Below are 24,458 nucleotides of genomic sequence, written 5' to 3' on the forward strand. Positions count from 1 at the left end.
GAGCACTGCGCCCACCCCGAGAACGTCAGAGCCCCGGCACCCTTCCCCCAGGCGCCGGGGCTCTTTCCGTCAGCGGATGGTGTCGAGCACGTCGACCTCTTCCTCATCCCACGTCTCCAGCAGCGCCGGAATCCCTGGGCCCGCGACGAACGTGATCCACTTCCCACCGCCAGCATTCAGCGAGATCGTCCCCGTCTCGTCCTCGATGCCTTCCAGTGCATCAGCCTGGTTCGCGGGAAGCTCGAACTTCTCGCCGCCATAGTGCAGCACCACGCGCTTTGCCATCTCAACCCCTCCTTCGCCGAGCCCCATGCGCGGGGCCTCCAGCCTATGGAGGGGCTCCGCCATTCTCCCGGCGTCTTCCCCAGGGCGCCGGGTCCTTCTGCCCCGCCGCCACACGCTCACAACTGACGCGCAAGCGCCGGCCCTCGCGGCACGGCCGTGCACTCGGAGCGACGATGGACGGCGGGCCACTCGTGAGAGGAGGTGCGCGATGACGCTCACCGCCAAGACCTGCGCATGCGGCGGTTCGATGATCCCCAGCCGGAACCCCGCGCTGCGCATCTGCACCCACTGCGACATGCCGGCGATCCACAAGGCAAGCACCTGCGAATCCTGCCGTCGCCTCAAGCTCACCCGCTGATGGCACTCGGCTTCCGCTGGCTCTGCATCGTCGGCATCCACTCCTGGCAGCAAGGCCTGGGCCCCGCCGTCAGCCCCTGGGCTCAACTGTGCCGCTACTGCAGAGAACCGAGACGCCGATGACCTGCGAACACTGCGGCTCCCGCACACTCCCCGGCCTCGTCTGCTGCGACGAACTCAGCAACGACCTCGACACCATCGACTGACACTCCGAACGCGGACAGGCGCCGCACGATCGAGGTGAACCATGGCCCAAGGTCGCCCGGTCGAGGCTGTCGTACGCGCACGCGCGATCAGGTTGATCGGCGAGGGCATGCCGCGGAACGCCATTGCCCGTGAGCTTGGTATCGCTCCGTCGTCGGTCTCCGGCATCGCGAAGGACGAGGGACTCACCTTCGATCGGGCCACTGCGACCGCGTCGGCGACGGCTGCTCGAGCACATGACCTGAAGGTCCGACGCCTCGAGCTCATCGACGAGCTGTTCGCGAAGGCCGCCGATCATCTGGTGGCGATCGATCAGCCGTTCCTGGCGTTCAACTTCGGCGGCAAAGAGAACACGTACGAGGAGCACACTCTCGACCGTGCGCCGACCGGTGACCTGCTGAACCTGCATCGAGCGGCGTCGCTCGCGCTCAAGGACGCCCGTGAGCTCATCCATGACGATGACGACGAGGGCGTCGCTGAGGCCGAGTCGATGCTGATGAACCTGATCCTCGAGCTCGGTCTGCACGAAGATGCCTAGCCCCACCGGAGCGATTGTCGGCCTGTACGTCGACTCACGACTGTTCGTCCTCGCCCCCGGCGACATGATCCGCACGCAGACCGGCCGATCGTACGAGGTCGTCGAAGCCCGCGTGCAGCAGCGCGGGAAGTGGGCAGGCATCCGCCAGCACCTTCGCGTCGTTGTCCTCGAGCACGACGCACCGGTCCGCGAAGACCAACGGGTGATGCCGATCAGGTGGTACCGCCGATGAGCGACGTCGACCAGGACGAGAAGTCCGACGTTCTCGGCCCGCAGCAGATGCGGTCGCTGCGTGAGTCGAAGGCTCGCGTGAACATCTTCGAGGGCGCGATCCGCTCGGGGAAGACGATCGTTAGCCTGCTGCGCTTCCTCATGGCGGTCCTGTTCGCCAAGGGCGGCGTGATCGTTGTGATCGCCCGCACACGCGACTCCGCGTACCGCAACGTGTTCGAGCCGCTGATGAATGCTGGCTTGTTCGGCCCGCTCGCTCGGCTCGTGCACTACACGGCCGGCGCTCCCACGGGCCGCATCCTCGGTCGCACTGTTCATGTGCTGGGCGCATCGGATGCGAAGTCCGAGAAGGTGCTCCGCGGTCTCACCGTCGCTCTCGCCTACGTCGACGAGGTCACGGTCATCCCGGAGGAGTTCTTCACCCAGCTGCTCGGCCGCATGAGCCCGCCCGGAGCGAAGCTCTTCGGCACCACGAACCCTGACAGCCCCGCACACTGGCTGAAGGTCAAGTTTCTCGACCGGATCGGCGCGGGTCTCGCCGGCTGGCGCTCCTGGCACTTCCAGCTCGACGACAACCCCGCACTCACCGAGGACTACAAGAACCAGATCAAGGCTGAGTTCACAGGCCTCTGGCACAAGCGGTTCGTTCAGGGCCTGTGGGTCGCCGCCGAGGGCGCCGTATTCGACATGTGGGACCCCGACATCCACACGATCCCGTGGGACAAGCTCCCCGAGATGCGCGAGCTGATCGCCGTCGCGCTCGACTACGGCACGACGAACCCGACCGCCGCGATCATCCTCGGCGTCTCGGCAGAGATCGACCGCCTCGGCCGCCCCACACCGCGCCTGTTCTTCGTCGACGAGTTCCGGCACGACTCGAAGGCTGCGCAGCAGAAGCTCACCGACGGCGAGCTCGGCCGTGCGTTCATGCTGTGGCTCAACGATCGACACCTGCCCGCCTCCACTCAGTCGAAGCTGGCGCCGCGGTTCACGATCATCGACCCGTCGGCCGCATCGTTCAAGGTGGAGCTGCGCAAGACGCACGGCATCACCTCGACCGACGCCGACAACGACGTGCTGTACGGTCTGCGCCTCATGGCATCCCTCATCGCCTCCGGCCACCTCCTCGTCGCCGCCCCGACCGACGCGAACCCGAACCGCGGATGCCCCGGCTTCATCAAGGAAGCACCCGGCTACGCGTGGGACCCGAAGGCCACCGAAAAGGGCGAAGACAAGCCGCTGAAGATCGCGGACCACAGCATCGACGCCGGCCGATACGACGTCACCACCACCGAGAACGTCTGGCGCCGCTACATCAAGCTCGCCGCCTGAGAGGAGCGTCATGGCTGACACCTGGCCTCCGGAACCGTTCGACATCGCGTTCGCTCGGTTCAAGGAGCTCGACGCCTGGTGGGCTGGTGACACGCAGACTCTCTCGGAGATCTACAGCGGCCGCGGCCCGCAGACGCACATCGTAAACGGGCGTTCGTTCCGTGGCGGCGTGCTCGGCACCCTGTCGAAGTGGTGGTGGGGTCAGCCTGTCGAGGTCGACGAGCAGCGCATGAAGATGCATCTGCCGCTCGCCGCCGACCTGTGCACGCTGTCTTCCGATCTGCTGTTCGGCGAGGCACCTCAGGTGCTTTTCCGTAAGCCGGACAGCGCGGAGACGCCGGCCGCTGACGCGGACGAGTCGAAGACGGTCACGAAGTGGCGTCACCAGGCTCAGGACCGTCTCGACGCGATCATCGGCACCGATGAGGCGCACGCTGAGATGCTGCTGCTCGGCGAGTACGCGGCTGCTCTCGGCGGCTCGTACTTCGCGGTCGCCTGGGACCCCACAGTCTCGGACCACGTCTTCCCGAAGGCGTACGCCGCAGACTGCGCGATCCCCACGTTCCGCTACGGTCGCCTCGCGTCTGTGCGCCTGTGGTCGGAGTATCGCGACGGCAACGAGGTGTTCCGTCTCGTCGAGACCCACGAGCCCGGCACGATCGAGTACGCACTGTACCGCGGCACGGAGAAGACGCTCGGCGCGCTCGTGCCGATCTCATCCCGCCCGGAGACGGCGCACTACGAGCAGCTGCGCAACGAGTCCGACCTCGCGGTGGCGATCGCCAACCCCGGCGCGCTGCCCCTGTCTGTGCGGATCGGTACCGGCTCGGACCGTCTCGCGGTCGTGTACATGCCGAACGCCCGCCCGGTGCGGGACTGGCGGAAGCTGGGCCCGCTCGCGAACCTCGGCCGCTCCGACCTCGACGGCATCCAGGATCTCCTGGACAAGGTCGACCAGGTGTGGTCGTCGCTGATGCGCGACGTCGACAACGGCCAGGGTCGTCTCATCATCGGTGAGGACGCGCTCGAGCTGTCCGGCAAGCCCGGCGAGGGCGCGAAGTTCGACACGTACCGTCAGGTGTTCACCGCTGTGGGTGCTGCGCTCGGGAAGTCGGCGGATGGTTCGGCCCTCGTCGACCAGGTGCAGTTCGACATTCGCGTGCAGGAGCACCTCGAGACGTTCGAGGGCCTGCTGCGCCGCATCGCCTCCACGATCGGCTACAGCGAATCGCACCTCGGCATTGACGACGGCCGCGGCGCCATGACCGCCACCGAAGTCACCGCAGACCTCAGCGACTCCGAGCGCACCCGCGACAAGAAGGCGCTGTACGCCCGCGCCGCACTGTCGAAGTGGGCTCTCGTCGCGCTGGAGATCGACAAGGCCGTGTTCGGCGGTGACGGTGACCTCGGCGACCTGACCGTCGCGCCCGACGTCGTCTTCGCTCCCGTGTCTCAGGCGGACCCGGAGAAGCTGACCCGCATCGCCGCGCTGCAGGAGGGCATCGCATCCCTCAAGGAGCGTGTCCGCACGATGCGCCCCGACTGGGATGAGGACGACCTCGACGCCGAGGTGAAGGCGATCCAGGACGAGAAGTCGGCAGCAGCCGCGCTCATCCCGGACCCCGGCACGTTCGACGGCGGCGACCAGAGCGACGACGAGATCGACCAGGCCAAGCAGTGAACGGTTCCGGCTCTCAGCGCTGGTACACGGACGCGCGCGGCCGCATCTGCACTGTCGCTTCGTTCGCTCACGGCGACTTCGACGAGTGTCCGCTATTCCGGGATCTCGCGCTCGCGCACAACGGACGGATCAGTTCGCAAGATCGGCGGTGAACCGTGGCGCTGTTCGTCCCGAACCCTGACGCGGAGTCCGTCGAGGAGATCATCGAGCAGCTGTCCGTCGAGCTCGCCCGCATGTACCGCGACGCTGAGGATGAGCTGATCCGCGAGATCGCGAAGCGCGCCGCCCGAGACATGCAGCTCGCATCGAAGCTGCCGACGGCGATCGCACCCGGCGGGCTGACGGTCGCCGAACGTCGCAGGCAGAACCGCATCCTCGCGGAACTCGCCGCACACCGCGCCGTCGCTGTCCGCGAGCTGCAGAGCCTCGCGGTCGCGACGCAGGAGCGTCTGCGCCTGTCGGGCATGGTGCAGCAGATCATCGAGCTCGCTGCCCGCGAGGGTGAAGCCGCGGCAGCCGCACAGCTCGGCTTCGCGTCTCGCGTGCCGGCGGCTGTTATTCCGCTGCCGTTCCTCGGCGGCGCTGCGGCGACGTCGGCGACGACACTCACCTCTGCAGGCTCGCAGGCGGTCGCCATGGTGGCTCTGTCGCTGCAGAACCGCCTCGATGTGCTGAACCAGCGGATCACCCGCTTCCCGCAGGACGCCTACCAGCGGATCATCGCCCTCCACTCGCCGAACACGCTCCTCGGCATCACGACGTCGCGCACGCAGCAGGCCGCCGCGGTGCAGCGGTTCCTCGCCGAGGGCATCCCCGCGTTCGTCGACCGCTCGGGCCGCCGCTGGACGATCGGCGCGTATGCGGAGATGGCCGGCCGGACGTCGGTGAACCGTGCGTACAACGACGCGGGTGTGTGGCGCATGCAGCAGTCGGGCGTGAACCTCGTCACTGTCGTACGCGGCCTCGACTCGTGCAAGAAGTGCGCGGCCTGGGCCGGGAAGATCCTCTCGACCGATGGCACACCCGCCGGGCCGGTGACGCTCCCCCACGCGACGAACGACAGCAGCGTGACCGTGCAGGTCGCCGCAACGGTCGACGGCGCCAGGAACGCAGGCTGGGGACATCCGAACTGCCGGTGTCGTCTCGTGCCGTACCTGCCCGGGCTCACCGTCCCGCAGGATGACACGACATACGACCCTGAGGCGGAGAAGGAACGCGCTGAGCAGCGTCGCCTCGAGCGGGAGATCCGCGCGGCGAAGCGCCTCGAAGCGACCGCACTCAACGACACCGACCGGGCACGCGCCGCCGCTGGTGTGCGCGAAGCGCAGGCGCAGATGCGGGAGTTCGTCCGCGACACCGGACGGCAGCGTCGCTCCTACCGCGAGCAGCTGCACTTCTCCGACGGCCGCGGCGGACCCATCCGCGCCACCCCAGCCCCGAAGCCGCCGGCACCGCGCACGAGCGTCGACATTCGCATCAAGAAGAACACCGACCTCGGCGCTGCTGTGTATGGTGCCCGCGCATCGATCGCCCGCGTCCACACGATCCCGACGGGCCTCCGGCATCTGCCCGTCGAGACGGCGCGACTCGCGCCCGGTGTGAACGGCGTCTATCGCGGTGGCGCATCACGCCTGCAGATGAGCATGAACGGCCCATCGCCGCGGCTGACGTTCGCGCACGAGATCGGCCACTACCTCGACCATCAGCTGCTGGGCACCACGACCCGCAACTTCGAGTCGCGGCTCATGACGGAGAACGTCACGCGCGATTGGCTCGCGAAGGTCACCGAGACCGCCTCGTATCGGGCGCTTGCGGCACTGAAGGCCGACCCGTTGACGCCGGCCGACATCGTCAAGCACATCGACTACCTGATGAGTCCCGTCGAGCTATGGGGCCGCTCGTACGCGCAGTACATCGCGACCCGCTCCGCCGACAAGGTGATGCTCGCGGAGCTCGCCGCGTTCCGCGCGAGCGAGTCGCCCTGGATCGTGTCGCGACAGTGGAGTACAACGGACTTCGAACCTGTCGCATCCGCGATCGACGAGATCTTCCGAGGGAAGGGGCTGCTGAAGTGATCACGCCGCTGTCCCTCGACGACGTCGAGACTGCCACCGATGCCGAGATCATCGCCGCCTTCATCCAGGACGGCGAGACCGAGGACAGCGCCCGCGCGCACCTCGCGGTGATCCGCGGCCAGCTTCCAGCCGACACGACCGTCGACTGATCCTCCCGCCCCGCGCTCCGCGGGGTCCACCTATGTCCGGGCGTCAACGCGGCTTCTGATCCACGGTTCACGGGGCCGTGGATGTGCTCCCCGCGAAGGCTGTCGATGACGTCCCCAGCGTCATGAGCGCGTGCACCTTTCCACGCGAGACACGACCTGCGCCCGGCCGCGACGCCACGTCACTCAACCGTGCCGCCTGGTAGCGCCGCCTCGAAGCGGTGAGTCAGACCGTCGCCCTCAATCCCCGTGTGCCGTCGACCCTGCGCGTCGGCACACGGCCCTCCGTCCTCACCGCAGGGGTGAGGCGCACCGATCCCGGCAGGCCCGGGGGAAGAAGCAGACCATGACCACCATCCAGCACACCGCGTTCGCGCGCCGCAACTGCGACGGCCTTGCGCTCACCCGACCGACCCGCTTCGACGTGGCCGGCATCCGATTCTTCGACGGTGAGAACGGCGCAGCGGGCGCCGGAGACGCCGCCGCACAAGCAGCGGCCGCGCAAGCAGCTGCAGCCGCGGCGAACGCCAACGCGAACAAGGACGGCGCGGCGAAGCCCCCGTGGGGTGACGACCCGACGAAGTTCGACCCCGACAAGGCGTGGAACCTGATCCAGAACGTCAAGGGCGACTTGGCGCAGGAGAAGGCGAAGCGCGACACGGCGATCGCCGACGCTGTCGCCGCGGCCGAGAAGAACATCCTCGGCAACATCGCGAAGGCGCTCGGCGGCGGCGAGCAGGTCGAGACCGACCCGGCGAAGCTGCAGGCGAGCGTCGCAGACCTCACATCGAAGGTCGGTGAGAAGGACACTGCTCTCACCGCAGCCGCCGCGCAGGTGAAGGCCGGTCAGGTCGCACTGCAGGTCGCGATCCTCGGCGCGCCGCTCGGCGCGAACATCCCACTTCTGCTCACCAACGAGCAGTTCAAGACCGCGATCGCGTCGGTAGAACCGACCGATCAGGCCGCCATCACGGCGGAGATCACCAAGGCGCTCCAGGCGAACGCCGCCCTCAAACAGCCCCCCGCCCGGTCAGGTGCCGGCGATCACACGGGCCCGACGGTGGAAACCCTCGAATCTCAGCTGAAGGCAGCCGAGGAAGCGAAGGACTTCTCCGCGACCATCCGCCTCAAGCGCGCCATCGCAGCGGCGAGACGCGCGCAAGGGGCATAGCCCGCCGCACCCGCGGCACAACCCAAGGAGGCCAGCATGGCTGGAATCACCGGGCAGGGGACCACCTACAACCTGCCCAACTTCGTCGGCGAGCTCTTCCAGGTGAGCCCGTCGGAGACGCCCATCCTCTCGACCATCGGTGGCCTCACCGGCGGCGAAGAGGTCAAGTCGGTCGAGTTCGAGTGGCAGGAGGAGGACCTCCGCAACTCGCAGGAGAACCGCTCCCGCCTCGAGGGCGCGAACGCCCAGACGTCGGACCACCGCGTCCGCCGCAACGTGAAGAACGTCGTCGAGATCCACCAGGAGACCGTCGAAGTGTCGTACACGAAGCAGGCGGCCACCGGCCAGACCTCGGGCGTGAACAACGACCAGACCAACCCGGTCACCAACGAGATGGACCACCAGCTCGAGCTCGCGCTCAAGGCGAAGGCCGTCGACATCGAGCTGTCGTTCCTCCTCGGGCGCAAGAACGTGCCCGTCGACAACACGACCGAGCGGCGCACCGGTGGCCTGATCGAGGCGATCTCCACCAACGTCATCGATCTCGGCACGGCGTACGCGTCGCTGTCGGCATCGACCGACACGGTCACGCACACGTCCACCCCGCTCGCGGACAACGACGCGATCCGCTTCACCTCGGTGGGCGCCTCGACGACCGTCCGCCTCGACCGGGTGTACTACGTCGTGCAGAAGTCGACGAACGCCTTCAAGGTCTCGGCCACGAAGGGCGGCGCGGCGATCACGATCGGCACCGCGACGGTCTCGGTGTCGAAGCTCATGGGTGGCGCCGCATCGGGTCCTGTGAAGGACACGTACGACGCGCTGTTCGAGAAGGTGTTCCAGTCCGGCGGACTGGGCAACGACACCGCCTCGATCGTCGTCGGCCCGCGCCAGAAGCGCAGCCTCTCCACTGCCTACGCGAAGGCGTTCGGTCAGTACCAGGAGCAGTCGCGCGAGGTCGGCGGCGTCAACCTCACGACGATCATGTCCGACTTCGGCGTGTTCAACGTGATCCTCAACCGGTGGATGCCGGCGGACGCGTTCATGGTCTCGACGCTGTCGCAGCTCAAGCCGAAGTTCCTCCGCGGCGAGAACGGCCACTTCTTCACCGAGCCTCTGGCGAAGATCGGCGCGTCGCACCGCGAGCAGCTCTACGGCGAGGTCGGCCTCGAGTGGGGCAACGAGCGCGCACACGGAATCATCCGCGGCCTGGCTGTGGACCCCGTCTGGGCGTAAGCCCTTCCCGGTGGGCCGGGGTCACACACGCCCCGGCCCACCAACCCCGCAGTACCCACGCGACAACCTGCAGGAGGTCATCATGTCGCTCACCATCAAGCACCCTGACGCCGACTTCACGGGCGAGCACTCCGGTCTCGTCTTCACGGACGGTGTCGCCGAGCTCGCCGCGCTCGAGGAGGAGGCTCGCGGGCCACTCCTGGACAACGGCTTCACCATCGAGGGCGAGGACGACGAGATCGTCACCGTCGAGGTGGTCGAGGTCGAGGCACCCACCGACAAGTGGACTCACGAGCAGATCGACGAGTTCGCGGCGAAGTTCGAGATCGACCTCGGCGACGCCACCAAGAAGGACGCCAAGCTCGCCGCGATCGCGAAGGTGATCGAGGAGCGCACCGCCGCCGCGGAAGCGTCCGGCACCCTTCAGTAGCTCGCAGGCTGTGGCGCGGCGTGATCCGCTCCGCCGCGCCACAGCACCACACGAGGGAGACATCATGCTGCACATCCAGCACCCGCGGCCAGAGCTCGGCCGCGTCGAGGCGTTTGGCCTCGAGTTCATCGACGGCACCGCGCGCGTCGAGGAGCTGCACCCCGAACGTGAGCTCGCGCTCCGTCAGCACGGCTTCACGGTCGAGACGTTCATCGATCTGACCACGCTGTCGAAGAAGGACCTTCTCGACATCGCCGAGACCGAGGGCATCGCTGTCCCGTCGAAGGCGACCAAGGAAGAGATCGTCGACATCCTCGCCGCCCGTCCCGCGCAGCCGATCCCCGGCAGCGTCGACAACGGCGACGGCAGCTTCACCGCACCGGGCCGCCAGGACTGACATGACGATCCGCGTATACGCGACCCCCGACGACTACAACGAGGTCGCCGAGGAGCCCGTCGAAGACACGACGCTGATCGCGAAGCGTCTTCGGTCGGCGTCGGTCGAGGTGGAGAAGCTCACCCGCCGCGCGTCGTACACGACCGACGAAGACGGCTTCCCCACCGACGAGACGATCTCGGACGCCTTCACCGAGGCGACGTGCGCGATCGTCGAGCACTGGCAGGACACCGACGACCCGCGCGGCGTGGATGCCGCGTCGGGCGCCGTGTCGATCCTGTCCGTGTCGCTCGGCACGACCTCGTCGGGCAAGAGCGGGCTCACCGAGCGGGACAAGCTCGCGCAGCGCATCGGCGACAAGGCGATCGACATCCTCACGAACGCCGGCCTCATTGGCTCAGCGGTCGCTCACTCGTAGGAGGACCGGATGCCGCGTCTACGCAGAAAGCACCTGCCGCACCGGGTCACCGTCACCCCGTTCCTTGGTGACGGCGCGGAGGGCGACCTGTGGGGCGCGCCGATCCCGGACGTGCCAGCGTACGCCGAGCAGAAAAGCCGCCTGAAGGTCGACCGGCGCTCCACCTCCGCAACATCCGGGCAGGAGATCACCTCGTCGACCACGGTCGTATTGCTCCCGGAGCATGACCTGCGGCCGCGGACCAAGGTGACCGTGTGGAAGGGCACCCCGCGGGAGCGCACATCCGAGGTGATCGATTCCGCTCTCGGCATGTACAACCACCGCACCCCGAATCACGTCGAGCTGTACCTCGAGTAGGAGGCCGCTGTGGGTGTTCGGATCAACGTCACGCTGCAGGGCGGATTCGCGGCGCTCGGCGACCAGCTCGCGGAGCGTGTCATGCGCGGCGAGGATCTCGCGGCGCAGCGACTCCTGACGCTCGCCGTCGACCGATCCCCCTGGGATATCGGCACACTCGCCGGCGCGCACTCCGTGGAACCAGCGAGCGACCCCGACGAGGGCGCTGCGCTCGTCGTCGACACGCCCTACGCGGCCCGCCTCCACGAGCACCCCGAGTACAACTTCTCCACCGACGAGAACCCGAACGCGCAGGGCAAGTGGGTGGAGAACGCTGCCATGGAGAATAAGACCGAACTCGGGCAGATCATCGCGAAGACGGCGCTCGATGGCTGACGCACCCGAGATCATCCTGAACCGCGCGATCGCGCAGCTGCTGCACACCGCCAATCTCGCCGTCTACCAGCCGACGGGGTCGATCCCCGCGAAGGGCATCCGCCTCGACGGCATCATGCCGACCATCGACGAGTTCACGCTCCTCACCGCGCTCCGGCCAATCCCCGACGGCCGCGCCGACATGGTCTACCGCACGCAGATCTACACGCGCCGCCAAGGCTCACCGAACGTCGCCCGCCAGTGGGCCGCCGACCTCCGCGCGGTCCTCGATCAGACCGAGTACACGCCGAACGTGCTCGGCATCTCGTGGGCGTGGGAGTTCTCCGCACTCGACTTCGACCCCGACACGCAGGGCCGCTCAGCGGTCGCAGCGACCTACCACTTCCGCGGCCGCCGGCCGTAGGAACCGCGCCGGAAGCGCCGGCATCCAACCAGAGGAGGACGGCCATGGCCGACACCACCATCTACGACACCATGGCGCCCTCGGTGGGTTCCGTGGCGCTCGCCCACCAGCGACTCATCCGACTCAAGGTGTCGGGCGTGTTCACGAACATCACGGGCGACGTGAACAACCTCGCCCTCAACCCGACGAAGATCACCGTCGCACGCGAGGTGTACGGCCAGAAGGGCCGCACCAGCGAGGACGTGATCGGCTACAACTACGCGCCGACGTTCGACGTCGAGGTCGTCCGCGATCCCGTCACGAAGCAGATCGTCGCAGCGCAGGCGTGGTTCAAGGATCTCGTCAACGCGGCGTTCTCCGAGGGCGAGGCGAACAAGCGCGAGTTCCAGCTGTTCACGGACGCGCTCGACGACACCATGCCGGTGCTGCAGGGCAAGTTCTCTGTCGCGTACTCGGAGGCGAACACCGGCTTCGCCGACAAGGGCGTCGTTCGGTTCACGCTCGCGAGCGATGGTGTCGTGCCGAAGATCACCTCGCCGCTCGCCGGCAGCCTGGTGCCGATCATCGAGTCGGCGTCGCCGTCGGGCCTCACGGTCGGCGACCTCATCCTCATCCGCGGCTACAAGTTCACGGGCGTCACGGCGATCACGATCGACTCGCAGAACGTGACGAAGATCCGCATCGAGGACGACAACACCCTCGTCGCGCTCATCCCCGCGTCCGTGTCGGGCGCCGCGGCGATCATCGTCACGAACGCGGCCGGCGCCTCGGCGTCGTTCCCCTATACAGCCGCCTAAGTCGGTGTCGGGGGTCTCTCGTACGCTCGCATGAGAGACCCCCGCACCTGCGTCAACAGGCCGGGGGCATGGCCGACTGGTTAGGAGTCGACGTGACCGATCGTACCCACTCTGAGTCCTGGCTGCCCGTACGAGGGTTCGAGGGTCGCTACGAGGTCTCAGACCTCGGCCGAGTCCGTTCGCTTCTGACCGACAGAGTCCTCAAAGCCACGTTCAGCCGCTACGCGACGGTGAGCCTACGACGCGACGGCCGCACTCTCACGTGCAACGTGCACACCCTCGTTGCACGCGCCTTCATCGGTGAATGCCCGCCCGGGCAACTCGTGCGCCACCGCGACGACGACCGCCGCAACAACGCCGCGCGGAACCTCGTGCACGGCACTCAGAGCGACAACATGTTCGATGCTGTCGCCAACGGGGTGCATCCGACTGCCTCGCAGACAATGTGCAAACGCGGTCATCCGTTCACCGACGAGAACACCTACCACGGCACCTACACCGCGACAGACGGTGCAAAGCGGCCGCGTCGCCAGTGCCGCACCTGCACCAACGCCCACCAGCGGGCGTACTCGATCCGAAAGGCCGCAGCGTGACCACCGCCACCAAAGTTGGCAGAGACCTCCACATCACCCCGTTCGAGGGGATGGACCCGATCGTGGTCCGTCCCCTCCCGGGGCGTGCAGGCGTCCAGATCACGAACACCTACCTCGGTGTCGCCGCAGGGCAGAACAAGGCCAAGGAGTGGACGGACGCGCTGATCATGGCCGTCGACGGCGCCCGCCAGAACTCGCTCACCGGACTCTGGGAGCCGGTCCCCGAGGCCGAGCAGCTCAACTACGCCCGCATCGGCAACGAGCTCTCCCAGGACGAAGCCGAAGCCGTCATCATGCCCGCGTTCTTCTGGCAGACCATCCTCGGCCTCGACGGCGTGAAAGCGTACATCGAGGGCGGTGAGGGTCTCTCAGGCACCCTAAAAGCGACGGGGGCGCTGTCGCGCCGGCTGGGGCTCTTGAGCCAGCCGACATCGCCCAGTTCGGTCTAGGCAGGCCCGACGAGAACGGCGTCTACCCGGAGTACTTCTACCCCAGGGAGTGGAAGGAGCAGCGCGCCGCTGCCCTGAAACGCGCTGCCGCCGCACCTGGCCCGCTCGACCTCACGGCCCGCGACCTGCTCGACCTCATCTGGCCGGAGCTGTTCGGCGAGGTGGAGCTCGACCTCGCGCAGTCGGGCCTGATCCCGGATCTCGATCAGACGCTCGACACCCGCCCCTGGCATTTCGTGCGCACGGCGCTCTACCGACTCCCCGACATCGACGGCACCTGGGTGCAGAAGGCGGTGAGGGATGTCGTTCGACGCCGGCGCGCTGATGTTCCGCATCCAGACGGTCGGGGCGAAGGTCGCCCAGGCGGAGCTGAAGCAGCTTGACGACCAGGTCAAGAACACCACGAAGTCCGCGAAGGAGTCGAAGAAGCCCCTCGACGAGCAGGCGAAGGCGACGGAGGAGGTCGGCAAGAAGTCTCTCACTGCCGCCCAAAAGCAGCGTCTGCAGGAGAAGGCTGCGCGCGAGCAGAAGCAGGCGGCGGAGGAGCAAGCCCGAGCGTTCAAGGAGCTCTCGGGGATTCTGATCGGGGCAGGCGTCGCAGTCACGGCGCTCGTCACCCTCTCCGTGGTGAAGTTCACGCAGTTCGACGCGCAGATGTCCAATGTTCGCGCGGCGACGATGTCGACTGCGGCGGAGCAGAAGCTTCTCGGCGAAGCAGCGCTGCAGGCGGGCGCTGACACCGCCTATTCGGCGACCGAGGCGGCGGCCGCGGAGGAGGAGCTCGCGAAGGCGGGCATGAGCGTGTCCGACATCGTCGGCGGCTCCCTCAACGGTGCACTCGCACTCGCCGCCGCCGGTCAGTTGCAGGTCGCCCGGTCCGCCGAGATCATGGCGACCACCCTCAAGCAATTCAAATTGCCTGCCGAGCAGGCCGCCCATGTGTCCGACATCCTCGCGGCTGGCGCCGGTAAGGCGCAGGGCTCCGTCGACGACCTGGCTCTCGCGCTACAGTACGTCGGGCCCGTGGCAGCTGGGCTGAACATCTCGCTCGAGGAGACGGGCGGCACGCTCGCCTACCTCGCATCGCAGGGCATCCTCGGCGAGAGGGCCGGCACCGGCCTCCGCGGCGTGCTCATGTCGCTCACGGCACCGTCGGCGATCGCCACCCGCACCATGGGCGAGTACGGCATTGAGATCTTCGACGCCGCAGGGAACATGAAGTCGATGGCGACGATCTCGCAGATCCTGCAGGACCGTCTCGGCGGCCTCACGGAAGCGGAGCGTTCCGCAGCCCTCGGCCGGATCTTCGGTAATGAGCAGATCACGACCGCCCGCATCCTGTACTCCGGCGGAGCGAAGGCGATCGACGAGTGGACCGACGCGGTCGACGACAGCGGATACGCCGCGGAGCAGGCCGCGATCAGGCAGGACAACCTCGCGGGCGACGTCGAGAAGCTCGGCGGCGCGTTCGAGACCGCGCTCATCAAGACCGGCTCAGGGGCGAATGACACTCTGCGCGAGATGGTCCAGACGATCACTGAGCTTGTCGACTGGTACGGGGAGCTGCCGGACGAGGTGCAGGCGACTGCGTTGGTCATCGGCGTGGCCGGAGCTGCCGTGTTGCTGTTCCAGGGCTCTGTCCTGGGGCTCACGGCGAAGTTCGCGGAGCTGAAGAAGACGCTCGACGCTGCAGACATCAGCCTGGGCCGGACCGCGCTCACTGGCGTAGGCGTCGGCATCGCACTCGCCGGAGTTATCACCGTCGTCTCCCTCCTCGCGCAGAAGCAGGCAGAGGCTCGGCAGCGCGCCGAGAGCTACGCGTCGGCGCTGAAGCAGGGTGCCGACTCTGTGCGGGAGTTTGTCGCCGCCGAGCTGGAGCTCCGGCAGAGCGCCCTCGGTCTTGAGTACGACTCTGCGTACGAGGCCGCCGAGAAGCTAGGCATCGGCGTCGACCTGGTCACCTCCGCAGCGGAGGGCAACGCGGCCGCGATGAAGCAGCTCAAGGAGGAGCTCGCAGCCGGGGGCTTCGGATCGGACGAGTTCAAAGCGAAGCTCGACGAGCTGGGCCTGACGCTCACGGAGTACTCGCTGCTGTCGACCACCGTCACTCAGGCGGTCGAGGGTCTGAACGAAGCTCGCGATCGCGGCACGAAAGCGAACGAGCGGGCCAACGAGGTCACCGAGGACGGTATCGATTCGTCCAAGACTGCCGCCGAGGCGTACATGACGACCTCGGATGCGGTGGGAGATCTCGAGGGCAGCCTGTCCGAGCTGATCGACACGATCTTCGAGGCGAATCGCTCCAATCTCGACACCCGCGAAGCGAACCGCCGACTCATCGAGTCGTTCTCCGAGTTCGACGCAGCCCTGGCTGAGCATGGGAACTCTCTCGATCTGAACACCGAGGCCGGTCGCGAGAACGAGGCGAACCTCGACGCCATCGCCGAAGCGGCGATGGACGCGGCGAAGGCGACGAGCGAGAGTGGTGGCGGGTACGAGGAGTACCGGGCTTCGCTGGAGTCCTCACGTCAGTCTCTGCTCGACCGCATCAACGACCTCGGCATCACAGGTCAGGCTGCGGAAGACCTCGCCGACAAGATCCTCGCCATTCCGACGGAGTCAGAGTGGAAGATGGTCGCGGAGGTCGACGAGGCCGCGACGAGGATCGAGCGCATCCAGAACGCGATCGCCGCGCTGAACGATAAGACGATCACGGTCACCGTCGCCCGCCCCGACGGGACACCGCTGTCCGACCAGCAGATCGCGAACCAGTTCGGCTTTGGTTCGGCGGACGGCAACCTCATTGAGTCGTACGCCAACGGCGGGGTTCGCGAGAACCACGTCGCGCAGATGGCGCGCGCCGGCGCTTGGCGGGTGTGGGCGGAGCCGGAGACCGGCGGTGAGACGTACGTCCCGCACGCGCCGTCGAAGCGTGCCCGCTCTGAGCAGATCATGTCCGAAACGGCGCGAATCTTCGGCGGCACGTACATTCCGGCGGGTGCCGCGCAGTACGCGAACGGCTCCCCCGTGAGCAGCGCACCGTCTCGCGCCCCTCAGCCGACAGTCGTCGAGGAACACATCCACTTGAACGTCGACGGCCGCGAGCTCATCGAGGTCATCCGCCGACATGACAGGAGCGTCTGAGTTGATCCGTTTGGGCCGCGTGGGCGATGGGGCCATTTTCGGGACGACGTCGTGGCAGGACCGAGGGTCTCGCGTCACGGTGGGCCTGGAGACGAAGGTCGGCGCGTTCGCTGATGCGGTGATTCTTCGTCAGCAGATCCTCGGGTACGTCGACAATCCCGACGAGCTGTTCCTCCCCTTGGTGTCCGACGAGGACTCCAGCCGTGACGGCTACTACCGGCTGCTGGGCGCATCGGTGACACCGCACGCTGCCGCCTACTTCGACGGCGTCGTGTACGCCGAGCTCGAGCTCGAGCGGGTGCTGAACTTTCAGGCGCCGCTGATCGAGATCGCGTCGGTGGGCGCGATCCGGACGAACGCGCACGGGATCACGACGGCCGCGCCCAGGTCGATCGGGTTCCCGAGCGGCGCGACGGACTTCGTCGAGCATGCGGCGAGTGGGTCCACGTTCATGCGGATCGAGGACCAGGATCGCGGCGCGGCATCGGTGCAGACAGGCTCGGCATCCCGGTTCGATGGGGCGTGCTCGTGGCTGTACATGTGCGAGCCGGAGGACTTCTACAACGGCGCGGCGACGATCCTGTTCACGGATGACCTGCTGTCGACCCCCGATGTCGTGCAGACGGGCCGCCCCGCGGGCGTGCATCTGGGCTCATCCGTGAAGCTGTCGAACGATCTGGTGACGTTCGAGTCGGCGATGACGAATCCGCTGTCTCCGCGATGGGTGTGGCGGATCACGGTAGCCGGTCTGCCGACAGTCGAGTTCTTCCCCACGGTCAACGACATCTACCTTCGGACGAAGTCCCTCGTGGTGCTGCGCAACAGTCCCGAGGCGGTCGCGATCCGTGTCCGCGCACACATTCAGGCATCGCCGACGATCATCCTCGGCAACGTCGAGGTGACGTTCAATCTGCGGCGCGGTGACCGGATGGTGTCCGCGCACATGGTGAGCTCCTACGGAGCGCCGAAGGTCGAGTCGACAATGGCGACATCGTCGCAGACGAACGGTGGCATCATCACCGCGGTCACGAGCGGGTCGGCGCTTTTCGCCTCACCAGTGGCGATCGGCGTCGCCTCGGGGAAGTTCAGTCCCACGTCCGTGAACCAGGAGTTCCCTCTCGGGTTCGGTGCCATGCTGTCCAGCTCCCCGGACACCGCCGCCGAGGCGATCGCGTCGTACTTCTGGGCGTCAGAGCAGCGGCAGTCGGTGGTCGTCCCGTGACAGTGCAGGAACGCCACATGGCGCCGGGGCGAGTCGACTTCACCCTGCGGGATGAGTCGCCGCGGCACGTCGTGGAGCTGTGCCGGCCGCTCGTGCAGGGGCAGGGGTTCGGGACGATCGTCGTCACCCCAACCCGGCTGCCGATGCGCGACGTCGGCACGGCTGCGATCCTCGCGAACGCGCGCTTCTCGGGTCGACTCACGGGCCGTGAACGGCGCACCCGCGTCTCCGGTGACGGCATCGTCGGCCAGCTCGGCACGGACAACAACCAGGGCACGGTCATCGCGCCGCTGAGCACACCGACGACGTTTGCGACGTGGGCGACGGCGCTGCTCCCGACCTACTTGAATGCGGGCATCACCCCAGCGGCTGGCGGCGGGTCCTACACGAAGGACTTCAAGGCGGTGACGGTGCGTGCCGCGCTCGACGAGGTGTGCGCGTTCTTCGGTGGCGAGTGGCGGGTGCGTCCGAACTTCACCCTCGACGTCGGCACGCGCGCGCAGTTGTTCGTCACGACCCCGAAGACGGTTGTCGTCTCCCGCCGCGGTGAGGGCAGTCGCGAGCTTCACCTCACGGGCCTCGTCGGCGACCTGTCGCTGTCGGAGGACCTCGAGGACTGGGAACGGTCGCGGATGCTGTACTACGGCTCCGGCACCACGTCCGTGGAGCAGGGCGGGTTGACGGTCGCCGCGGCCGACGTCCCGTTCCGGGAGCCGGACGGCACGAGCGCAGAGATCCGCCGCATCACCGAGGACAGCCAGATCACCGCCTCGGCGGACGCGCTCGGCCTCGCTACCGCTGAGTGGGGCAAGGTCCGCTACGGGCACCGCGAGTTCCGCGCGAGCGTGGACGCGTACGACGTCGGCATGCACGTCGGTGTCGGAGATTCCGTCTGGGTGTACGCGCCCGAGCAGGGTGTGTTCAACATCGCCAACCAGGTTCGCTATCGAGGCGGGGTGATCTTCCCCGAGTCGATCCGCTGTGTCGGCCGCACCTGGCCGATCCGCGAGGGCATGGGCATCTACTTCCGCCGCTGGGTCAACAACGGAACCACCACGTGGGGTGAGGACTGGGTCGACCTGTCGCCCTATGTGTTGCCCGAGACCGGTGACGCGACGCTCGAGCTGTTCGCCGTGCCGAGGAAGCTGAAGGTGGCGTGATGGGCGGATACGGAAACGGTCAGGTCCCGCTCGGGCAGCTCGTCTACATCGGCCCGGAGCACTACCTGCTGCCGGGTGTGAATGCGCACTGGCAGGGTCTTGTGGGTGAGGCCCGGGCATCGTACGGCGTGACGCTTCGGATCACGGGCGGGTGGAACGGCTATCGGCCGCTCGCCGCGCAAGAGCAGTACCTGCGCGACAACTACACCGCGCACGTCCTCCCCGTCGCCGGGTACGAGTACTACTGGGGCGGCCGCTGGTGGAAGCGGCGCCCGGGGAAGCCGAAGGCCGCGAAGCCGGGCACGTCGCCGCACGGTGCGTACGGTGCCGTCGACGTCGCCAACTGGCGCGACCTCGCCCGCACCGAGCGTGAGGCGTGGGCGATCTTCGCCGCGCTCTGCGCCAAGTGGCGGTTCGCGACCCAGCGGGTGCCGGGCGAGCTGTGGCACATCGAGTTCACGGGTGACCCGTGGGCGATCCCATCGTGGGCGGGCAGCGGCTCGAACACCTTCGAACCAAATCCAGAACCTGAACCACAGTCCGAGGAGGACGACGACATGCCGAAGAACTCGCTTGCGACGTACCGCAACGACACCACCAGCCCCAAGCCCACGTACACGGCACTCGTCTACAACGCGGGGTCGGGGTTCAACGTGGAGTTCACGAACGGCGCCAATGACACGCCGTTCACCGACGGCTATCTGGCGAACCTGCGCGCATCGCACGACACCGGCCCGGCGTTCGCGACGAGCAAGGGCGCGGCGGACGTCATCAAGGCTGCGTGCGCCAAAGTCCTGGCGGGCGGGTGAACCTCGACGCCCCACCCTGGCTCGTCGCGTGGCTCGACGCCGTCTCACTGTGGGACCTGATCCTCATCGTCGCCGCGGTCGTCGCCGCGGTGCTCTTCATCTACAAGAAGGGCTGGCGGACCGTCGTTGCACTCGCGCGAGGGATCATCCAGTCGGCTGCGATCCTCGTGTCGGTGCAGGGGCTTCCGTCGTTCATCGAGCGGTCGGACAACCGGCACGAGGAGCTCGCGAAGAAGGTCGACGGGATCTATCACGAGCTGCACCCGAACGGTGGCACGTCAATGAACGACGGGCTCAAGCGGGTCGAGAACACGACCGAGCGGCTCGAGCTCGGTGTCCGCGGGCTCTACGACCGGGTCGCCGAACTCACCGACTCAGATGAGCAGCTCCGCGCCGCTGACGCGAAGCTTCGCGCCGACCTCGAGTCCACGCTCAATCCCGAACCGCTCGAGGCGACCACCACCCGCCGCAGTCTCCGTGCAGCTCGCGAGCAGCAAACCATCACCGAGAACGACATCCCCAACTGACCAGGAGGTCATCGTGAAGAAGTTCCTCACGCCCATCCGCGACTGGTTCACCGCCGGCCGCCGCGTCGCGCTCTACGCCGTCGCTCTCGCGCTGCTCCCGCTCCTGCAGCGGCTCGGCGTCGTCGAGCAGTCCGCGATCGAGCCGTGGCTCATCATCATCCAGGCGGCGCTGCAGGTCCTCGCCGGTCTGCTGATGCTCGCGAACCTCACGTGGCAGGACGCCGCGACCTGGTTCCAGCGTGGCGGCCGCGCGGCGATCTACACGCTCGGCGGCTTCGTCGCCCCCGCTCTGACGACCCTGGGCTACTTCACGCCGGTGCAGGCGGAGAACGCACTGCAGACCCTCTCGGATGTGCTCGCGATTGCCGCGGCGCTCCTCGCGGCCCTGTACATCACGCCGTCGCCGACGCCCGCACGCGAGAACCCTGACGGCTCCTTCGACGTCACGTCGCTGCCCGACTTCTGATGCCATGACCCGCGAGCAGTGGGTCCTCCTCGATCTCGCACTGTGGGATCTGGATCTGCTGCTCGCGGTCACCATCGTCACCGTGTTCGTCCTCCGATCGTGAAGGAGAATCATGCCTGTCCCGAACTACGCCACCCCTGTCGAGGTGTACGCCGGCGACGGCTGGGCGCAGACCTTCCGGTTCAAGTCCAACGAGACCACCCCCGAGGACCTGTCGGCGTGGATCGACTGGAAGTCTCAGTGGCGAGCCGGCACCCGCACCGTCGACCTCGCCGTCGACACAAGCCACGCGGTCGCGGGCGAGATCACTGTCCGTGCGACGGGAGCCCAGACGCGAGAAATGGGCGGCGATGGGATCGCGGACATCCAGGCGGTCGAGACAGTCGACGATGACCCCAGAACGTTCGTGCGGTTCCGTACCGCGTGGCGGAACGACGTAACGCGATGAGCGAAGTCGTCGAGGTTCTCGTCGAAGCGCCTGTGGTCGAGGTCATCGCCACCCCCACAGTCATTGTCGAGGTGGCCACGGGACAGCGAGGCCCATCGGGCGGCTCGCCGGAAGCGATCGCCGCGGCCGTCGCCGACTACCTCGAGCAGAACCCACCCGCCGCTGGCGCGACGCACGCGCAGATGGTCCCGTCCGCGTCGTGGGTGATCCCGCACACGTTCGGCCGCATCCCCGCCGTGACGCTCTACGTCGACGGCGAGCAGGTCGAAGCCGACGTCACCGCCACCACGACAACCGTCACGGTCAGCTTCCCCACACCGACCACGGGCCTCGCGGTCCTGAACTGAGAGCAGGCACTCATGGCGAAGAAGTTCCTTACCGGGATCGACGTCGCGTCGCAGAAGATCACCAACCTCGCCGACGGCACCGCCCCCGCCGACGCGGTCACGAAGGCGCAGCTCGACGCGATCGCCCGCGGCCTGGACTGGAAGAACTCCGTCCGCGTCGCGACGACGGCGAACATCACCCTGTCGGGCACGCAGACCATCGACGGTGTCGCGCTCTCAGCGGCCGACCGGGTGCTGGTGAAGGATCAGTCGACGGGCGCAAACAACGGCATCTACGTCGTCGCAGCTGGCGCCTGGTCGCGCGCGGCGGACTTCGACGACAGCGTCGAGGTGACCGCGGCCGCATCGATCCCCGTCGAAGCGGGCACCGTCAACGGCGACAAGGTCTTCATCCTCACCACTGACGGTGCCATCACGGTCGGCACGACGGCGCTGACGTTCACCCAGCTCGGCGGATCCGGCGCGACCTACACGGCCGGCGACGGTCTCGACCTGTCCGGGTCGTCGTTCTCCGTCGACCTCAAGGCGGGCGGCGGTCTGACGATCGACGCGACCGAGCTCGCCGTTTCGATCGCCGATCTGCGGTCGCTGGGCGTCGCGGTGAAGTACGCCGTCAACGTCCCCAGCGGCTCGACGTCCGCGACCATCACCCACAGCCTCGGCACCCTCGACGTCACCGTCGCCGTGTACGAGATCTCCAGCGGCGTCGAGGTGGAATGCGACGTCGTGCTCACGTCGACGAGCGTCGTGACGCTGACGTTCGCGGTCGCGCCGACGACGAACCAGTACCGCGTCGTCGTCACGGGCTGAGCTCGTGGCACGGAAGCAGGTCGGTGCGGCAGCATCCGGGTCGACCGACGTCGTCACGGTCGCCGACATCGCCGCCGCCAAGCTCGTCACCGAGAGCGCGCAGACCGCGAACTACACCCTCGTCCTCGCCGACGGCGGCAACGCCGTGTCGATGTCGAACGCCTCCGCGCGGACCATCACGGTCCCCCCGAACTCGACCGCCGCGTTCCCGGTCGGCACGGTCATTGAGTTGCTGCGGCTCGGCTCCGGGGCGGTCACGGTCGTCGCGGGATCTGGTGTGACGATCCGCACCGCGGGCGGTCTTCTCGCTCTCCGTGCCCAGTACAGCGCCGCCTCGATCCGCAAGCGTGCGACGAATGAGTGGGTGCTGGTGGGTGACCTCGCGTGAGCCTCCTCCTCGCACGCCGTGGGGCGATCGCTGTGCGGTCGTCGCTCGGGAGCCCGCCGCTCGCTGAGTACCCCTTCAACGAGCAGACGGGCGTCGTGTCGGCGGACATGTCCGGCAACGCCGCACCGAACGCCGACGTCTTCGGCTGGTCAGCGAGCGGCGGGGACGGCGGCTCGGGCGGTGTCGTCACGAGCATCGCTGACGGGATCGCCGCGGGAGTCTGGGGATTGGGGCTTCCGGCTTCCACCTCCACATGGACAGTGCGCTGCTGGGCGCGCGCCGCGAACCTCACCGCACCGACGACCAGGTTCCTGTTCGCGGTCGCCGACGACGCCTACGCCGACATCTGGTGCGACCTCCGCGTCGACACCGCGGGCGTGCTGCGTGGTGTCGTGCAGAACCCGACCGGCTGGTCGACGCTCTACAACGGCAACTTCGGAACCGCCGACACCAACGGCCACAAGTTCGCGATCGTCCGCAACGGCACGTCCGTCCTGTTCTACCGAGACGGCACCCTTCTCGGAACCGCGACCGGCCTATCCCGCCCCCCACAGTCCACACTCGCGATCGAGATGGGCGGCAACGACGGCGGCTCCACCCTCGTCTACGCCGACAGCCTCCGTATCTTCGACCGCGCCCAGTCGGCCGCCGAAGGTGCTGCCTGGGACTCGATCACCCCCTGACCTGAAGGAGACACACATGGCCATCGGATTCTCACGCACGAAGCAGGACTTCGACCAGCGCGCCGGATCTATCGCGCTGCAACTGCGCGACACGCTCGCGCACGCCACCCGCTTCCGCGCACTACTCGACACCATGACCGAGCAGGACCTCATCAACCTCGGATACGACGCCAGCGAGGTCGCGATCCTGAAGTCGGCGTTCACCGACCTCGACAACCTCGGCAAGATCGCCAACGGACAGAGCACACAGGCGCAGGCTAACGACTTCTTCTTCTGGGCCAAGCAACTCGTCGGCGTCAACTGAGCTTCGGCTGCGCGGATGGGGGCGCTTCGTCGTTTCAGCGCCCCGCCTTCCTCGCTGCTCGAGCGAGGGCTCGGTGCTGGTGCCAGATCACCACTCGGTCGACGTAGGACCAGCTCTTGCTCCAAGCCCGTCGAGTCCAGCGTTTCTGAAAACGGAGCTCCCATCCCCACGGGGTGATGCGAGTGAGGTACCGGAGGCGGGAGCGGCGACCGTATCGCATGTCGATGACGATGGTCATATCTCGGCGATCGCGCCTCTTCGGGCGGCGGCCCACGCGACCTTTCAACCTCTCTTTACCGCCCATCGTCGAGGCGTCGATTCGAACGCGCCACTCGCTGACGGGTCCGAAGTCGACGGTTCCTTCGATCGGCTCTCCCATGGAGGTAAACCATGGGAGGTATTGCAGCATTGCCCCGCCACGCCCTTCGATCCACGCGCTGCATTGCAGTGCTGGCTCGCGCGCGACATTGATCCTCCAGCTGGGGAATCCCAGCCACGCGGGCTCAAGCTTCAACGCGACTTCGTACTCCTCCAGGGTGCCGCTGCTCCCGAGCACGGTTATCCGCCCGATCCGTGCAACGACCGAGTACCAGAAGCTCGCGAACGCGCCTACACCTGCGCCAGCAAGGAACACCATGATCGGCCAGACCCATCCGGCCCACACTTCGAGCATGC

General features: G+C 67.5%; 32 protein-coding genes. 29 read left to right on the plus strand and 3 right to left on the minus strand.

Annotation, left to right across the window (positions count from 1 at the left end):
- Nucleotides 1–69: 69 nt before the first annotated feature.
- On the minus strand, nucleotides 70–312 hold the full coding sequence (locus tag MA876_RS00520) for a hypothetical protein (protein WP_248144966.1): 243 nt from the start codon (nucleotides 310–312) through the stop codon (nucleotides 70–72).
- Between the two features lie 181 nt (nucleotides 313–493).
- Here MA876_RS00520 and MA876_RS00525 point away from each other — a divergent pair, with 181 nt between their 5' ends.
- The gene (locus MA876_RS00525; RefSeq protein ID WP_248144968.1) at nucleotides 494–643 is read left to right on the plus strand and encodes a hypothetical protein; all 150 of its coding nucleotides are present in this window, start codon (nucleotides 494–496) and stop codon (nucleotides 641–643) included.
- 246 nt (nucleotides 644–889) lie between these two features.
- On the plus strand, nucleotides 890–1,384 hold the full coding sequence (locus tag MA876_RS00530) for a helix-turn-helix domain-containing protein (RefSeq protein WP_248144970.1): 495 nt from the start codon (nucleotides 890–892) through the stop codon (nucleotides 1,382–1,384).
- Between the two features lie 34 nt (nucleotides 1,385–1,418).
- Here MA876_RS00530 and MA876_RS00535 read toward each other — a convergent pair whose 3' ends face one another.
- Nucleotides 1,419–1,583, minus strand: a complete 165-nt coding sequence (locus tag MA876_RS00535; RefSeq protein ID WP_248144972.1) for a hypothetical protein — start codon at nucleotides 1,581–1,583, stop codon at nucleotides 1,419–1,421.
- A 29-nt stretch (nucleotides 1,584–1,612) separates the two neighbouring features.
- Between MA876_RS00535 and MA876_RS00540 the strand changes: the two genes are divergently transcribed.
- The 27 genes from MA876_RS00540 (at nucleotide 1,613) to MA876_RS00670 (ending at nucleotide 23,783) form a co-directional block, all read left to right on the plus strand.
- Nucleotides 1,613–2,947, plus strand: a complete 1,335-nt coding sequence (locus MA876_RS00540) for a PBSX family phage terminase large subunit (RefSeq protein ID WP_248144974.1) — start codon at nucleotides 1,613–1,615, stop codon at nucleotides 2,945–2,947.
- A 10-nt stretch (nucleotides 2,948–2,957) separates the two neighbouring features.
- Nucleotides 2,958–4,628 carry a phage portal protein gene (locus MA876_RS00545; protein WP_248144976.1) on the plus strand — a complete coding sequence of 557 codons (1,671 nt, stop codon included), beginning with the start codon at nucleotides 2,958–2,960 and terminating at the stop codon, nucleotides 4,626–4,628.
- 155 nt (nucleotides 4,629–4,783) lie between these two features.
- The gene (locus MA876_RS00550; RefSeq protein WP_248144978.1) at nucleotides 4,784–6,703 is read left to right on the plus strand and encodes a phage minor capsid protein; all 1,920 of its coding nucleotides are present in this window, start codon (nucleotides 4,784–4,786) and stop codon (nucleotides 6,701–6,703) included.
- On the plus strand, nucleotides 6,700–6,852 hold the full coding sequence (locus tag MA876_RS00555; protein WP_248144980.1) for a hypothetical protein: 153 nt from the start codon (nucleotides 6,700–6,702) through the stop codon (nucleotides 6,850–6,852). The genes MA876_RS00550 and MA876_RS00555 overlap by 4 nt, the downstream gene beginning before the upstream one ends.
- A gap of 343 nt (nucleotides 6,853–7,195) precedes the next feature.
- Nucleotides 7,196–8,020 carry a hypothetical protein gene (locus MA876_RS00560; RefSeq protein ID WP_248144982.1) on the plus strand — a complete coding sequence of 275 codons (825 nt, stop codon included), beginning with the start codon at nucleotides 7,196–7,198 and terminating at the stop codon, nucleotides 8,018–8,020.
- A 36-nt stretch (nucleotides 8,021–8,056) separates the two neighbouring features.
- Nucleotides 8,057–9,256, plus strand: a complete 1,200-nt coding sequence (locus tag MA876_RS00565; protein ID WP_248144984.1) for an SU10 major capsid protein — start codon at nucleotides 8,057–8,059, stop codon at nucleotides 9,254–9,256.
- A gap of 82 nt (nucleotides 9,257–9,338) precedes the next feature.
- Nucleotides 9,339–9,686, plus strand: a complete 348-nt coding sequence (locus MA876_RS00570; protein WP_248144986.1) for a hypothetical protein — start codon at nucleotides 9,339–9,341, stop codon at nucleotides 9,684–9,686.
- A gap of 64 nt (nucleotides 9,687–9,750) precedes the next feature.
- A complete protein-coding gene (locus MA876_RS00575) occupies nucleotides 9,751–10,083 on the plus strand; it encodes a Rho termination factor N-terminal domain-containing protein (protein WP_248144988.1) in 333 nt (110 codons plus the stop codon).
- 1 nt (nucleotide 10,084) lies between these two features.
- Nucleotides 10,085–10,501, plus strand: coding sequence for a hypothetical protein (locus MA876_RS00580; protein ID WP_248144990.1), 417 nt, complete (start codon nucleotides 10,085–10,087; stop codon nucleotides 10,499–10,501).
- A 9-nt stretch (nucleotides 10,502–10,510) separates the two neighbouring features.
- On the plus strand, nucleotides 10,511–10,858 hold the full coding sequence (locus MA876_RS00585) for a hypothetical protein (protein WP_248144992.1): 348 nt from the start codon (nucleotides 10,511–10,513) through the stop codon (nucleotides 10,856–10,858).
- 9 nt (nucleotides 10,859–10,867) lie between these two features.
- Nucleotides 10,868–11,233, plus strand: a complete 366-nt coding sequence (locus MA876_RS00590) for a hypothetical protein (protein WP_248145000.1) — start codon at nucleotides 10,868–10,870, stop codon at nucleotides 11,231–11,233.
- On the plus strand, nucleotides 11,226–11,636 hold the full coding sequence (locus tag MA876_RS00595) for a hypothetical protein (protein ID WP_248145001.1): 411 nt from the start codon (nucleotides 11,226–11,228) through the stop codon (nucleotides 11,634–11,636). Before MA876_RS00590 ends, MA876_RS00595 begins: the two co-directional genes overlap by 8 nt.
- 44 nt (nucleotides 11,637–11,680) lie before the next feature.
- Nucleotides 11,681–12,433, plus strand: a complete 753-nt coding sequence (locus tag MA876_RS00600) for an IPT/TIG domain-containing protein (RefSeq protein WP_248145004.1) — start codon at nucleotides 11,681–11,683, stop codon at nucleotides 12,431–12,433.
- A 92-nt stretch (nucleotides 12,434–12,525) separates the two neighbouring features.
- Nucleotides 12,526–13,026, plus strand: a complete 501-nt coding sequence (locus MA876_RS00605) for an NUMOD4 motif-containing HNH endonuclease (RefSeq protein ID WP_248145006.1) — start codon at nucleotides 12,526–12,528, stop codon at nucleotides 13,024–13,026.
- The gene (locus MA876_RS00610) at nucleotides 13,023–13,475 is read left to right on the plus strand and encodes a hypothetical protein (RefSeq protein WP_248145008.1); all 453 of its coding nucleotides are present in this window, start codon (nucleotides 13,023–13,025) and stop codon (nucleotides 13,473–13,475) included. Before MA876_RS00605 ends, MA876_RS00610 begins: the two co-directional genes overlap by 4 nt.
- A gap of 300 nt (nucleotides 13,476–13,775) precedes the next feature.
- Nucleotides 13,776–16,619, plus strand: a complete 2,844-nt coding sequence (locus MA876_RS00615; protein WP_248145010.1) for a phage tail tape measure protein — start codon at nucleotides 13,776–13,778, stop codon at nucleotides 16,617–16,619.
- Between the two features lie 118 nt (nucleotides 16,620–16,737).
- Nucleotides 16,738–17,841, plus strand: a complete 1,104-nt coding sequence (locus tag MA876_RS00620) for a hypothetical protein (protein WP_248145012.1) — start codon at nucleotides 16,738–16,740, stop codon at nucleotides 17,839–17,841.
- A 17-nt stretch (nucleotides 17,842–17,858) separates the two neighbouring features.
- The gene (locus MA876_RS00625; RefSeq protein ID WP_248145014.1) at nucleotides 17,859–19,001 is read left to right on the plus strand and encodes a hypothetical protein; all 1,143 of its coding nucleotides are present in this window, start codon (nucleotides 17,859–17,861) and stop codon (nucleotides 18,999–19,001) included.
- On the plus strand, nucleotides 19,001–19,810 hold the full coding sequence (locus tag MA876_RS00630; RefSeq protein WP_248145016.1) for a M15 family metallopeptidase domain-containing protein: 810 nt from the start codon (nucleotides 19,001–19,003) through the stop codon (nucleotides 19,808–19,810). The genes MA876_RS00625 and MA876_RS00630 overlap by 1 nt, the downstream gene beginning before the upstream one ends.
- The gene (locus MA876_RS00635) at nucleotides 19,807–20,337 is read left to right on the plus strand and encodes a hypothetical protein (protein WP_248145018.1); all 531 of its coding nucleotides are present in this window, start codon (nucleotides 19,807–19,809) and stop codon (nucleotides 20,335–20,337) included. Before MA876_RS00630 ends, MA876_RS00635 begins: the two co-directional genes overlap by 4 nt.
- Nucleotides 20,338–20,350: 13 nt before the next feature.
- Nucleotides 20,351–20,803: a hypothetical protein gene (locus tag MA876_RS00640; RefSeq protein WP_248145020.1), complete on the plus strand. Its 453-nt coding sequence runs from the start codon at nucleotides 20,351–20,353 to the stop codon at nucleotides 20,801–20,803.
- A gap of 112 nt (nucleotides 20,804–20,915) precedes the next feature.
- Nucleotides 20,916–21,251: a hypothetical protein gene (locus MA876_RS00645; protein WP_248145022.1), complete on the plus strand. Its 336-nt coding sequence runs from the start codon at nucleotides 20,916–20,918 to the stop codon at nucleotides 21,249–21,251.
- Nucleotides 21,248–21,598 carry a hypothetical protein gene (locus MA876_RS00650; protein ID WP_248145024.1) on the plus strand — a complete coding sequence of 117 codons (351 nt, stop codon included), beginning with the start codon at nucleotides 21,248–21,250 and terminating at the stop codon, nucleotides 21,596–21,598. Before MA876_RS00645 ends, MA876_RS00650 begins: the two co-directional genes overlap by 4 nt.
- A gap of 12 nt (nucleotides 21,599–21,610) precedes the next feature.
- The gene (locus tag MA876_RS00655; protein ID WP_248145026.1) at nucleotides 21,611–22,408 is read left to right on the plus strand and encodes a hypothetical protein; all 798 of its coding nucleotides are present in this window, start codon (nucleotides 21,611–21,613) and stop codon (nucleotides 22,406–22,408) included.
- Between the two features lie 4 nt (nucleotides 22,409–22,412).
- The gene (locus tag MA876_RS00660) at nucleotides 22,413–22,796 is read left to right on the plus strand and encodes a hypothetical protein (RefSeq protein ID WP_248145027.1); all 384 of its coding nucleotides are present in this window, start codon (nucleotides 22,413–22,415) and stop codon (nucleotides 22,794–22,796) included.
- Nucleotides 22,793–23,479 carry a LamG-like jellyroll fold domain-containing protein gene (locus tag MA876_RS00665; protein ID WP_248145030.1) on the plus strand — a complete coding sequence of 229 codons (687 nt, stop codon included), beginning with the start codon at nucleotides 22,793–22,795 and terminating at the stop codon, nucleotides 23,477–23,479. Before MA876_RS00660 ends, MA876_RS00665 begins: the two co-directional genes overlap by 4 nt.
- A gap of 16 nt (nucleotides 23,480–23,495) precedes the next feature.
- Nucleotides 23,496–23,783 carry a hypothetical protein gene (locus MA876_RS00670; protein WP_248145031.1) on the plus strand — a complete coding sequence of 96 codons (288 nt, stop codon included), beginning with the start codon at nucleotides 23,496–23,498 and terminating at the stop codon, nucleotides 23,781–23,783.
- Between the two features lie 34 nt (nucleotides 23,784–23,817).
- Here the strand turns inward: MA876_RS00670 and MA876_RS00675 are convergent, their stop codons facing one another.
- Nucleotides 23,818–24,456, minus strand: a complete 639-nt coding sequence (locus MA876_RS00675; protein WP_248145033.1) for a hypothetical protein — start codon at nucleotides 24,454–24,456, stop codon at nucleotides 23,818–23,820.
- Nucleotides 24,457–24,458: the final 2 nt, after the last annotated feature.

Origin of the sequence: Microbacterium aoyamense, from assembly GCF_023155855.1 — a bacterium.
In the GTDB taxonomy this organism is placed as follows: domain Bacteria; phylum Actinomycetota; class Actinomycetes; order Actinomycetales; family Microbacteriaceae; genus Microbacterium; species Microbacterium aoyamense.